The organism is Microcoleus sp. T3_B1 (assembly GCF_036700445.1).
In the GTDB taxonomy this organism is placed as follows: Bacteria; Cyanobacteriota; Cyanobacteriia; order Cyanobacteriales; family Microcoleaceae; genus Microcoleus.
Genome location: NZ_JAUBOX010000091.1, coordinates 15,232 through 27,352 on the forward strand (window position 1 = coordinate 15,232; position 12,121 = coordinate 27,352).

15 protein-coding genes are annotated in these 12,121 nt (G+C 44.4%); 7 read left to right on the plus strand and 8 right to left on the minus strand.

The window, feature by feature from the left end; genetic code table 11:
* The 4 genes from bioA to QT990_RS30525 all read right to left on the minus strand — a co-directional run bounded on the left by bioA (position 1) and on the right by QT990_RS30525 (position 3,663).
* Positions 1–1,305, minus strand: a complete 1,305-nt coding sequence (bioA, locus tag QT990_RS30510; RefSeq protein WP_333466143.1) for an adenosylmethionine--8-amino-7-oxononanoate transaminase — start codon at positions 1,303–1,305, stop codon at positions 1–3.
* A 214-nt stretch (positions 1,306–1,519) separates the two neighbouring features.
* Positions 1,520–2,932: an adenylate/guanylate cyclase domain-containing protein gene (locus QT990_RS30515; RefSeq protein ID WP_333305364.1), complete on the minus strand. Its 1,413-nt coding sequence runs from the start codon at positions 2,930–2,932 to the stop codon at positions 1,520–1,522.
* Between the two features lie 381 nt (positions 2,933–3,313).
* Positions 3,314–3,457: an adenylate/guanylate cyclase domain-containing protein gene (locus QT990_RS30520; RefSeq protein ID WP_333305366.1), complete on the minus strand. Its 144-nt coding sequence runs from the start codon at positions 3,455–3,457 to the stop codon at positions 3,314–3,316.
* Complete coding sequence (locus tag QT990_RS30525; protein WP_333305368.1) at positions 3,454–3,663, minus strand: hypothetical protein; 210 nt, start codon at positions 3,661–3,663, stop codon at positions 3,454–3,456. The genes QT990_RS30520 and QT990_RS30525 overlap by 4 nt, the downstream gene beginning before the upstream one ends.
* Before the next feature lie 458 nt (positions 3,664–4,121).
* Here QT990_RS30525 and QT990_RS30530 point away from each other — a divergent pair, with 458 nt between their 5' ends.
* Positions 4,122–4,871: a class I SAM-dependent methyltransferase gene (locus QT990_RS30530; protein ID WP_333466144.1), complete on the plus strand. Its 750-nt coding sequence runs from the start codon at positions 4,122–4,124 to the stop codon at positions 4,869–4,871.
* Between the two features lie 249 nt (positions 4,872–5,120).
* The gene (locus QT990_RS30535; RefSeq protein WP_333305374.1) at positions 5,121–6,479 is read left to right on the plus strand and encodes an FAD-binding oxidoreductase; all 1,359 of its coding nucleotides are present in this window, start codon (positions 5,121–5,123) and stop codon (positions 6,477–6,479) included.
* A 116-nt stretch (positions 6,480–6,595) separates the two neighbouring features.
* Here QT990_RS30535 and QT990_RS30540 read toward each other — a convergent pair whose 3' ends face one another.
* Together QT990_RS30540 and QT990_RS30545 are read right to left on the minus strand one after the other, a co-directional pair.
* The gene (locus tag QT990_RS30540; protein ID WP_333305376.1) at positions 6,596–6,982 is read right to left on the minus strand and encodes a hypothetical protein; all 387 of its coding nucleotides are present in this window, start codon (positions 6,980–6,982) and stop codon (positions 6,596–6,598) included.
* A 514-nt stretch (positions 6,983–7,496) separates the two neighbouring features.
* Positions 7,497–8,387, minus strand: a complete 891-nt coding sequence (locus QT990_RS30545; RefSeq protein ID WP_333296543.1) for an ABC transporter permease — start codon at positions 8,385–8,387, stop codon at positions 7,497–7,499.
* Between the two features lie 109 nt (positions 8,388–8,496).
* On the opposite strand from QT990_RS30545, the gene QT990_RS30550 reads away from it, so the two are divergent.
* The 4 genes from QT990_RS30550 to QT990_RS30565 all read left to right on the plus strand — a co-directional run bounded on the left by QT990_RS30550 (position 8,497) and on the right by QT990_RS30565 (position 9,953).
* On the plus strand, positions 8,497–8,754 hold the full coding sequence (locus tag QT990_RS30550) for a hypothetical protein (protein ID WP_333466145.1): 258 nt from the start codon (positions 8,497–8,499) through the stop codon (positions 8,752–8,754).
* Between the two features lie 73 nt (positions 8,755–8,827).
* Entirely contained in the window at positions 8,828–9,244 is a 417-nt protein-coding gene (locus tag QT990_RS30555; RefSeq protein ID WP_333466146.1) for an element excision factor XisH family protein, read from the plus strand.
* Positions 9,232–9,567: a XisI protein gene (locus QT990_RS30560; RefSeq protein WP_333209551.1), complete on the plus strand. Its 336-nt coding sequence runs from the start codon at positions 9,232–9,234 to the stop codon at positions 9,565–9,567. Before QT990_RS30555 ends, QT990_RS30560 begins: the two co-directional genes overlap by 13 nt.
* A gap of 17 nt (positions 9,568–9,584) precedes the next feature.
* Positions 9,585–9,953 (plus strand): hypothetical protein, encoded by a 369-nt coding sequence (locus tag QT990_RS30565; protein ID WP_333466147.1) that lies wholly within the window; start codon positions 9,585–9,587, stop codon positions 9,951–9,953.
* Between the two features lie 102 nt (positions 9,954–10,055).
* Here QT990_RS30565 and QT990_RS30570 read toward each other — a convergent pair whose 3' ends face one another.
* Both QT990_RS30570 and QT990_RS30575 read right to left on the minus strand, forming a co-directional pair.
* Complete coding sequence (locus tag QT990_RS30570; protein WP_333341057.1) at positions 10,056–10,583, minus strand: hypothetical protein; 528 nt, start codon at positions 10,581–10,583, stop codon at positions 10,056–10,058.
* Between the two features lie 33 nt (positions 10,584–10,616).
* Positions 10,617–11,129, minus strand: a complete 513-nt coding sequence (locus QT990_RS30575; RefSeq protein ID WP_333466148.1) for a hypothetical protein — start codon at positions 11,127–11,129, stop codon at positions 10,617–10,619.
* 374 nt (positions 11,130–11,503) lie between these two features.
* On the opposite strand from QT990_RS30575, the gene QT990_RS30580 reads away from it, so the two are divergent.
* Positions 11,504–12,055 (plus strand): hypothetical protein, encoded by a 552-nt coding sequence (locus QT990_RS30580; RefSeq protein WP_333466149.1) that lies wholly within the window; start codon positions 11,504–11,506, stop codon positions 12,053–12,055.
* Positions 12,056–12,121 lie beyond the last annotated feature (66 nt).

Consider the following 12,121-nt stretch of genomic DNA (forward strand, 5'->3'; position numbering starts at 1 on the left):
TTACAGAGTATCCAAAACCTGACGAATCACCCGATAAATCGATTCTAGTTCATCAGGAGAAATGCAGTAGGGAGGCATCAAGTAAAGCGTATTTCCCAAGGGGCGGAGCAAAAAGCCCGCTTCGAGAAATTTGGCTTTCAATATAGGGGCGATGTCATTAAAATAACCGGAATCGCTTTCCGTTTTCACATCCATTGCTGCGATGGTGCCGCAAGTCCGAATCCGTTCGAGTTTAGGATGATTTCTCAGCCATTGATTCAGATATTGGCGGTGCAATTTTTCCATCCCTTGATACATATTGGGGTTTTGCTCCAAAAGCTCCAAGGATGCTACACTCACCGCACAAGCTAAGGGATTTCCGGTGTAAGAATGACCGTGAAAAAAAGCTTTGTCCCATTCATCTCGCCAGAAAGCTTGATAAATATCCTCCGATGCCATTGTGACAGCAATTGGCAAACAGCCACCAGACAATCCTTTAGACAAACACAGGATATCCGGTGAAGTTGCAGATTTAACCGAGGCAAACAGTTCGCCCGTGCGCCCAAAACCCGTCATTACTTCATCGTAAATCAACAATACATTAAATTGGCCCGCAAGTTGTGCGATCGCCCGCAAAAACTCAGGGCGGCACATTCGCATCCCCCCAGAACCTTGCACCAAAGGTTCGATAAAAATACCCGCATAGCCGCCCTGCTTTAACAAAAACTCCAATTTCTCTAAACTCGCAGCCTCATTGCTTTCCACCTGGCTGTCGCCGTCAAAAGTCGCCGGAAAAGGAACAACATCCCCAGCAAACATTAAAGGTGCAAAAGATTCCCACCACAGCGAACTTCTCCCAGCAGACATCGCGCCCACAGTATCGCCGTGATAACCTCCCTCAAAACTAATAAAGCTAGTGCGGTTAGTTTCTCCGAGATTGCGCCAATATTGAAATGCCATTTTCAGAGCAACTTCAACAGCAGTCGAGCCGTTATCAGAAAAGAAAATCCGCGTTAAAGAAGCAGGCGTATGAGTTAGTAATTTACTCGCAAGTTTCTCGGCAGGTTCGTGAGTAAATCCGGCAAAGATTACGTGTTCTAACTTTTGGGCTTGTTCGTAAAGAGCCTCGGCGAGAACTGGATGGCTGTGGCCGTGAACAGTCACCCACCAACTAGAAATGCAGTCGAGAATTTGCCGCCCGTCTGCCAATTCCAGCACAGATCCTTTGCCGCGAATTACCTTCAGTGGGGGGCCAGCCGTTTTCATTTGCGTGAAGGGCTGCCAAATCGGTGAATTTGAATAATTATGTTCCTGATTCGCAGTCATTTTTGCCCCAATTACTAATATTAACCTGCATTTTAATATAGCAATAATAACGCCCTTATGAACTTTTTATTTTTGATTCTTTCTTCATCTCTTCCTTAGTGTCCTTAGCGTCTTCGCGGTTCGTTAAAAAAAATCTAGTTGGGTGTCGATGCCCCCTGCCTGGGAACGTCAGCCCCCCTACCACGTATTCGCAGGCAATGGTTAAAATTGTCAGTTACAATTTTCTGCCTTTGAGCAAATAAGTCGTCATAGATCCTTTGCCTTTAACATTAATTTTACCCCGCTTTTCCAACAAATACTTATCGCACAGCAACTCATAAGTTGAGTTGCTAACTTGAATTTTACCCGGAAGTCCCTGAGATTCCATGCGGCTTGCTGTATTCACAGCATCTCCCCACAAATCGTAAATAAACTTTTTAGTGCCGATGACACCTGCTACCACAGGCCCAGTATTAATGCCAATGCGGATATTGAGAGGTTTACCGCATTCGTCGCGGAATTTCATAATTTCTTGCTGCATTTCTAAGGCCATTTCGGCAATAGATTCGGCGTGATTTGTACAGGGAAGCGGCAAACCGCCTGCTACCATATAATTGTCGCCGATAGTCTTAATTTTTTCTAAGCCGTATTGTTCGCTTAAGCGATCGAAAGCTGAAAATATTTTGTTAAGTAATTCTACTAATTCTTCAGGAGATGTGCGCGAAGATATTTCGGTAAAGCCCACAATATCCGCAAACAAAACTGTAACATCGGCAAATCCGTCCGCAATATTTATCTGACCTTGTTTTAGGCGATCGGCAATCATTACTGGTAATATATTTAGTAATAAACGTTCCGACTTTTCTTGTTCGGCGCGCAATACTTCCTCAGCTTGTTTCCGCTGTGCAATTTCCTGGTAAACTCGGTGAAACATTTGATTGAATGCGACCATGAGTTCTCCCAACTCGTCATCCCGCTTGACAGACAGAGAGTAGAAATCAGGTTGTGCTCGATCTTTGCTCAAAGCGTCTCCGGCAGCGATCAAGTCATCGCGCAATCTCAAGAGAGGTGCAATTACTGTCACGCCTAAAAAAAACATAGTCACAGAAGTGACAAAGGCTGATATAATAATGACTAGAACAGCCACCCGTCCGATAAATGCGTAAAGTTCCGGTTGAACGGTGGAAGCATCGTGGCGAACAATTAAGATGTAATCGCCTCCCAAATGTCGCTCCGTCCAAGCAATATCGTAGCGCTTGCCATCGAAATTGTGACTGTGAACTATACGAGCTTTTTTTAGTTGCTCTAAACTGATTTCTGGGGGTTCGCCAAGTGTATATATTAGCTCACCGTTAGCTTGGTAAATAGATAGTCCTAAGACTACTTGAGAATCCTTAGTAATATTTTTTACTTCTTCTTGCAAGAAAGTGCGATCGGAAATATCTTGTTGGAGCAAAAACTCTAGGGAATCAACAGTCGCCCGAGATACCTGTTCCAGTTGACTTAAAAGTTCATTTTCGCGCCGAAAATAAGAGGGAACTAAAATAATTCCCTCTATGACAAGAATGCTAGCAAATACCCACAAAGCTATTTGCCTAGACAAGCGAGATTTGAAAAATTTCAAAAATGATAAAATCCGCAATAACATAAAACTTACTATTTTGCCAATGGCTAATGTAGGACCTAGGAAAAAAAACCGGGTTTCTCGTAATCAATTTTGGGTGTGTCAACGAAGCAACCGCCCAGAAACCTGGTTTCTCACATCCCCTGTGTACTTCCTATAATTGTCAGCAGTCAACAGCCAGCAGCTATTAACTGTTACTTCTTGGCTGCTTGCTGCTGACTAATATCATGTCCGATTGATTAACCATAATATCGCGGTCGGGGCGGGTTTTTCAGATTGTCAATTATTGGCAGGTATTGTTGGCTCACGGGCCCCTACGAAAATCGCGGTCGATCGACCGGACATGATATAATGACTGATGACTCTGGACTAACTAGCAGACCCCTTAATAATATAATAAACAAATTAAACCGAAACTGCGCTGACTAGCCTGCCTCCAAGCAGATAAGTATTCATATCGCCCTTGCCTTTGATGTGGATAATTCCTCTGTTTTCAAACAGATACTTATTTCTCAAGATATCGTAAGTGGATTGTGTGACTTGAATCACGCCGGCAATCCCGTTAGGGTAGAGGAAAGCTCAGACATATTTGCCATCGCTACTCCTACACCTACACAAAATAAAATTGTCAGCGCAAGCAGAATTCGCTTATAAATTAATTGGCTGATGGCAGCCCGAATTGGAGAAATCAACTGGCGCATGGTATCCTCAAGTGTGAGGTTTAATCTTGATGGGAATTTATGCACTACTAACATAACACTGCTTTTTCAAAGTGTTTTGTTGGCCTCGGGGGTAAAGCAAGACTCTCTGAGTGCAACCGAGGGTTAATTATTGTTTACCGCGAGTGTTTCGCTTATCCGTAAGAATACGCATAACTTTATAGTGGTTTTCTGTTGAGTGAAGTACAGATGATCGAGTAAGGACACGGCGCCGTGCTTATTGGTGTCAACTTAAGAATGAAACCCCTGATAAATCTCGCTTTTAACCCAGTCTAGATCCCCCTAAATCCCCCTTAAGAAGGGGGACTTTGAGAAGATTCCTGTCTCCCCCTTATTAAGGGGGGCTAGGGGGATCGAGCCTTAATCGTCAGACAGCAAATCCGTAGTACGTTTAACGTTAAGTTGACACGCTTTGGGCTGTGCCCTCTCCCTACTTCACGCAATTTTTGCTTGATATCGGTTAGGATAGCAATTGTAGTCTATGGTTGGCGATCGTGAATTCTGACTCTACTGCCTCACCTGCGCGCAACGAAATTTTGCCGGGAGAAGTTTTCGTCAATACTGCCAATTTTGATACGGGTATTCGGCGACTTTTACCTAAATATGACGAAATGTTGGATGTATTAGCAGGCTGCATTGCTAACGCAAACCACCGCATTTTAGAACTCGGCTGCGGTACGGGGGAACTCACTTTAAAAGTTCTCCAACGCTACCCGTCTGCGGAAATAGTTGCTGTCGATTACTCGCCGCGAATGCTTGATTTTGCCCGCGCCAAAATAGAGTCTGCAGGATACGCAGCCCGGTGGACTGGCATAGAAATGGATTTTGGAGAATGGGCGAACAATCCAAATTTCTCAGGCTTGGGCGATAAATTCAATGCTTGCATTTCATCTCTGGCAATTCACCATCTTGAGGATGACATGAAGTTGAAATTGTTTCAACGCATTCGCGAAAGTTTAAATGCTGGTGGCTGTTTTTGGAATGCCGATCCTCTTTTAGCAGAATCAGCAGCAATGAAAGATATTTATCAAGCGGCGCGAGAAGATTGGGCGCTAAATCAGGGGGAAACGTTAGCACAAATTCGCGCAAATGTGGGGACGAGTGTCTCTTACGGGTATTCTAATCCCGATCGCCTAGCTACACTTTCGGCACAGTTGGAAATGCTGGTAAAAGCTAGATTTGAGACTGTTGCAGTTCCTTGGAAATACTACGGTATGGCGGTGTTTGGGGGATTTGTTAATTAAAAAAGCAGCCCTGGAAGCAGAACTTCTATATGTAGGGTGCACGAATAAGCACCTTACTGCTTAAAGAAAGATTGCAATTAGTATTTTATGTTACTAAGTTCTGGTTGATAAAATATATAATATGAATTCCGGTTGCATTGGAATGATTAAACCGCAGAGAACGCAGAGAACGCAGAGGAGAGAACAGAGAGATGAATAATTCCGATGCTAACGGATTTGATATAATACTGCGAGCATAAAGGAAACAAAATGACTGCCACTGCGATTCAAAGTATTGACTGGGATGCTTTTTCTTCGGAACTATCGGGAATTGAAATAATTAGCGATCGCGCGCAAGTTGTCAAGCTATCTCAAGATTATTATCACTTCAGTCCAGTTTTGCAACCTCTGTTAAGTGATAAAACAGGAGATTTAGTAGTTCGTCCCGCCAGCGAAGCGGAAGTTTTGCGGATTGCTGCAGCCTGCGTCAAATCCAAAATTCCGCTGACTGTCAGAGGTGCAGGAACGGGCAATTACGGTCAGTGCATTCCCCTCAAGGGCGGCGTCATTTTAGATACCAGCAAAATGAACAGTATCCGCTGGATAAAACCGGGTTTAGCTTGCGTAGAACCAGGGGTGAAAATGTCGGTTTTCGACAAACAAGCGCGAGAAACTGGTTGGGAATTGCGGATGGTTCCCTCAACCTATCGCACCGCAACGATTGGGGGATTTATCGGCGGCGGTAGCGGGGGAATTGGTTCGATAACTTACGGGCAATTGCGCGATCGCGGAAATCTTCATGCCGTTCGAGTCGTTACAATGGAAGACGATCCCCGCGTCATCGAATTGCGCGGCGATGAAGTGCAAAAAGTCAATCACGCTTACGGCACAAATGGGATTATTACTGAGTTAGAAATTCCCCTCGCCCCTGCTTATCCTTGGGCGGAAATCATCGTCGCTTTTGACGATTTTATGACCTCGGCAAACTTCGGTCAAGCTTTGGGCGATGCTGACGGAATTATCAAAAAACTAATTTGTGTTTGTGCTTGGCCGATTCCTGCTTATTTTGCTGCTTTCCGCGAGGAGATTCCTGAAGGTAAGCACTGCGCTTTGTTAATGGTAGCTGAATCTTGTCTGGAACCGCTGCAAGATTTGGTGCGCGAATATGGCGGCACAATTTGCTATCAAAAAAACGCGCAAGCAGCGAGCAAAGGTGCAGCTATTGCTGAATTTACTTGGAATCATACAACTCTACACGCTCGCAGCGCTGACCCGTCTCTGACTTATTTGCAGACGCTTTTTCCCGCAGATAAAGGTTTGAAATTGATTGAGGAACTGTACAATTATTATGGGGATGAGGTGATGATGCACTTGGAGTTTTTGCGGATGAATGGCAGGGCGATCGCCGCGGCTTTGCAAATAGTTCGCTACACTACGGAATCACGGCTCAATGAAATTATTCGCTATCACGAAGAGCAAGGCGCACTGATTGCTAATCCTCACACTTATATATTGGAAGATGGAGGGATGAAAAGTATTAATGTGGAACAGTTGCAGTTTAAAGAGTTGGTCGATCCTTACGGTTTGCTTAATCCGGGTAAAATGCGGGCGTGGTTGGAACGGGATTAAGGGTGATGGTTTTTAGATAAGATTCAGATATTGAAATCGCTGCTAGACAAACGAAGTCCGCCTAAGCGCTGGCTCGCCCACGCGGACTGAGAAATAAACAAACAGCAGTTGTAAATTTAAGGGACGGGGGCGGTAATTTCTGCTGGTGCGATCGCCCCTGGTGTAGGTACAGCTTGGTTTTCCAGTAGTTGGCGCTGTTTGTTGCGAAATTCTGTGGCCGCATCGTTCAAATTTTGGCGCTGTTCGCTATTAAATTCTTCCATGCTGCGGCCGCCTCCCAATTTCGATCGGTGAATTAAATCAAATATTCCGCTGCCGCTGCTGCGGCCGGAAAATGGGTCGGTATTGTCTTGAGTTTGAAAGTCTTGCAGCGGTTGGGCATTATTTAAACCGCTGGCTTGAGCGAAGCTTGCTTGAGGGGAGAACAGAACACAGGATGCGATCGCGCTTGCAGCAATCCCCATCATCAATTTGCCGGATTTGGAAGTTTTGGTGTTCATCATTTATTAGTTGAATCTTCAAAAAAACAATTCTATCTAAACAATATTCTGACTTGCGACTAAATATTATATTACTTCGCTGGGGCTAAGGACAGGGCAATGCCCATTGGTGTCAACTTAAGCTTTTAGTCCCGCAGTCCTCTCGCTTACCCCAGGACGGTTTCATTCTCCGTAGGGGCAATCCCCCCGTGGTTGCCCCCATGTCCCAAATGCCTGTGAAATCGTCTGTGGGTGGGGGCGGGCACGGGGGCACCGCCCCTACAAAAGCCTGATTTTCGTGAGAATGAAACAGTCCTATCGTTGACCCGGCAGTCCGCCAGGGAATGAATTCCCTGTCTCATAGCGAAAGTCCTCTGAAAGAGGACTGAAGAACTCATTAGTCCTATGCAAGAGGACTTTGGCTTTGAGAGTCTTGTTTCAACCCCTGACGGACTATCGGTTTTACCTTAAGTTGACAGGACGAAAGGCACGGCGCCGTGTCCTAGAATTGACGGTGCAGGTGAAACGATCGCCCTTACTAAGCAAATCGGCGTCGCAGCAGCGGTTGAATGCTCAGCAGCGCCACCAAATCAAACGCCAGCAGCACTAACAGCGCTCCTCCAAAGGTGACATTACCCCAAGGAGCCTGCATCACGACACTGGCTAGCGACCAATCGCTGTGCAGGTACAGGTAGCGGATGGGTTCGATCGCGTAACTCAGAGGATTGAGAGTCACCACAACTTGCAGCCACTCTGGCATAAATGACAGCGGGGCGAGGGCTGTGCTGGCAAATAACAGCGGCAAGTTAGTAACAAAAATTACCGCTATTAATTCTACGTGGCCAGGGAGAGCGAAGGCTAAACCCAGACTCAAGCCGGTGACGCCCAAAACTAATAGTAGGACTATGAGGGCGATCGCCCCCAGTCCGGCAATTCCGGGGAATCCCGCGCCCAAAAACGCTCCCGCTGTAACGATTGTGCCGGTTTGGATAAAGCTGAGGGTGACGATAAAAATAGCGGAAGCGAGGACGATCGAAAATCTCGAAGCCAACGGCGCGACTAACAAGCGGTTGAGAAATCCGAACTCGCGATCGAACATAATCGGCAAACCAGCATTCAGCGCCCCGGCAAATGCAGTAAAAACGATTACACCAGCGCCGAGAAATTGTCCGTAATTCTGGCTTTCGCCGAACAAGCCTGCGGGTGCATTTTCAAACAGAGCTCCGAACAAAACCAACCACATCAGCGGCTGAATAATGCCTGCAACTAGCGTCGAGGGGCGGCGCTGCAATTGAATAAACAAGCGCTTGGTTAAGGCGAGTGTTTCTTGGATGAAGTCGCCCAGCAGGGAAGTGGAAGTGTCAGCGGATGCTGTGGAGAGTGGCCGCTGCTGGTTGAGGTTGTTGGGGGATGTAACAGTACCGCTCATAATTGCTTGTTGATTAAATCTAACTCTCTTTACAGTAGCAAGTCTGGAGGTATTGGTGGTGTTGGGCGGGCGATCGCTTTTTGTGTGGAGTTTTGGTAAACTGAATATCATGTTATCGCACACACCAGACCTCCCCGAACAAATTAATGATTGGGAATTTATCGAATTGTGGGGAGATCCGATTGTTTTCCCCCCTCGAATTTTGATGTTAGTAAGTGGAAAAAATGGAGGCTTTTGTATTTATGACCCATCAACAAACTATAAGTCTCTGTTTCTGAGTTCAACCTATGATGAGGCTCATTCATGGCTTTTGGAAGATGAATATGAGCGCTGCGATGGTCGGCTTTTCGCGGCGGAAATTGCTTGAATTTTTCAGGGATATCTAGGGCTAAAAATTAGCATTAACTCTCATCAATGATTAAAAATTAATTTATTCCAATATGCCAGCCAAAGACATCTATCACAATGTTGTCAAAAACGCCCTCATCAAAGACGGATGGAGAATTACCCACGATCCCTTGCGATTAAAATGGGGAATTAAAGATATGTACGTGGATTTGGGCGCAGAGCGGATTTTAAGTGCTGAGAAAGCTGGACAGAAGATAGCTGTAGAAGTCAAAAGTTTTGTGGGCGCATCAGACATGAATGACCTGGAGAATGCGCTGGGTCAATACTTAGTTTATCGTTCTGTAATAGCTAGAACTGAACCAGATAGAAAGCTCTATCTAGCTATTACAAAATCAGTTTTTAGCGAATTATTGTCGGAACCGCTTGGTCAAATTATTAGAGCCGATTATCAAGTATGTTTAATCGTTTTTGCCGAACAAAATGAGGAGATAGTACAATGGGAACCTTAGAAAATTATCGTCGCATTATCAAAAAAATTCTGACTGAATATGCTCAAATACCTTATGCTTATGGAGACATTCAGATTCAAACGGTTTTTGATAGCGATTCCGACCGTTATTTGCTAATAATATTGGGGCGCGAAAACGATATCCGAGTTCACGGATGTTTAGTTCATGTTGATATTATTGAGGGAAAAATTTGGATTCAAAGAGATGGAACTGAAGAGGGAATTGCGAATGAGTTAGTAGCGGGGGGAATCCCGAAAGAACAGATTGTTTTGGGATTTCGTTCTCCCAATATTCGGCAGTACACCGGATTTGCGGTAAATTAAATATAGAGGATAAAGCTATGTCATCAAGGGCGATCGCAACTTTGGTCAAAATACTGGAATCTTTGCCAGAAACTATTCAAGACAAAGTAGTTGAACATTTGCGAGAATATCTTGAAGACTTAAGGGATGAAGAGGAATGGAATTTATCTTTTGAAAACACACAACAATCGCTAATTGTGGCTGCACAGCTCGCCAAACAGGCAATTTCCGCAGGAAAAGCACAGCCATTAGATATTGATATAGCTGTAGAAATACCAACACTCGGCGACTATCCCAGTCGCCGAGAATTTATGCAATTGCCATTAGATGAGAGGCGAAATATTCTAGCAAAACAAGCTGAGGTAATGTTGCAACATTACCGGGAAGATAGAGAATGGCAAGAATGAGAGTATCAGTAGTCTCTTATAAAGAGCGATCGCTCTTGACTCAAGGAAGGGCGATCGCAGACTTACAACTTAGCATTCCCAGGTTACGCAGTCAGAAGGCAGTTATGGTTTAGCAGCTTTAACCACATCCTCAACCATTTTAATCGCCTCTTTGATTGCAATTTTACCGCTTTCTACGGCGCTAATTAAATCCTGAGCGTCTTTCGGGCTAATTAAATCGAGCCTGACGGGTTCTTTCAAGGAAACAATAAATTTAGTTTTATCGCTGTCTTCCAGCTTGGAGGCTCTTTCTTTGGCTTCAACATCTCTTAGCTGTTCTTTTAAGTTTTTAAGCATTTCTTCTTGTTTTCCCTCATTATAATTGCCCTCAAATATTCGTTTTACCCCTACAAGAGCAGCAGCACCTAAAGCTGCACCGCCAACAACTAATCCTACGGGAGGTGCAACGGTTATTAACCCAAATAGAAGTGGTATACCACCGAAAGCTGCCACCGCCGCACCAGCACCGGCCGCCCCCACCACACCAATGCCAATATCGGCTAAAATCCCTAATTTATCATGTGGGTTTTTTTCCAATTGCTCTATTGACTTAAGAATTTGCTCTTTGGTTGGCGTTTTATTTGCAGACATATTAGACCTCAATCTTTTTGCTAATTTGGGCAGTTAAGCAGTGATGACGTTGCGAAAAATTGTATTGAAAACGTCTATCATTAGTTGAAAAAATGCTTTGGCAATCTCAATCATGTCTTGAGCAATTCCAATAATTCCATCATCAGACACCTCTTGGCCTTGGGCAAGTTTATCGAGTCGGTGGCCGGCTATTGCACCAATTGGGATACCCAGCGCTGTTGCCAAAGGTGCTAATAACGGGCCGACAAATGGTATCGAATTTGCCAAGATTCCTACAGCGACGCCAACAGCAGCCCCTATAACTAAATTGGGATGCGCTTTGACAAATTCTATGATTTTAATCAGTAGAATTTTACCGATGAATAAAACTTTGTTAGCAGCTTTTTTCGTGTATGTGGCGAGTTCATGCAGCCGGATCGAGACTTCATGCGGCAAGCCGATATCATTTAACCACACATACAAGTCGCTGCTACTCATTGCATCAGCATCGACTTGCCAGAGAGCCATTTTTAAATTAGCTTGCGGTAGGGATAATGCACTAGACATAATTTTTTATCCTCTTGGAAATTACCAAATTTTTACGAACATTTCACGAGGCGAAAATCCCCTAGACATTGCTCACCGATGCAGCCACATTTTGAGCAACTTTTTTAACCGTTAGGGATGGACGGTGCTATCTGGCATAGTTGCGCCTGTCAGATTTACATTGTTAAAATCTTTTAGGTTGCCTAAGATTGTTTTAAAGCCCGTGATTTAATTTTAATTTAATTTTTATGTATTGGAAAGTAGGATAATGTCACAATTTGCCAGGAGTTAATAAAATTAGCTAGCCGTTAAAAGTCATATTTTGTCCTTCTTAGCCATAAAACGTCACAAAAAGTCTGATACAATAGAGAAAACCTCCTACATTTACCCAATAAATGGATGTTCAAGAACTCTTAAGGTGGGCCGATGGCTTGGTGTTCGCTAAGACCGGCAAACGATTGGACGATCTGCAACAGGCAGTAGTACGGGGAACGTGGCAAGGTAAAAGATACTCCGAAATTTCTAAAGAGGTTCATTGTACTGAACGCCATGTCAGAAATATTGCCTCAAAGTTATGGCAAACTCTTTCAGAAATATTAGATGAAGATGTAATGAAATCAAATTTGCGCTCCACAATGGAGAGGTATGAAATTTCTCAATCTTCTAATTTTGTAAACTTTAACCTTGTACAAAACAAAGGTAGCATCAACGTTTGCACAGAAAACTCACATCCTCCAAAAACTCCACAACACTCAGCGCCTGCACAAACCTCAAATGAAGACGACACCCAACAAAAACTGCGACTTGATTTAAGAGATGCACCGGAACTCAAAACCTTCTACAACTACCCCAACTCACCCCTCACCGCCCTCGAAAACTCGATCGCCCGCCAAAACTGCCGCCTGCTCACCATCACAGGCATGGCAGGCACCGGCAGGCGTTGCTGAGTTAGAGTATGAATAGGAGGAATAATTTATGCAATGCCCAGAATGTAAATCAACCCATATCCGTAA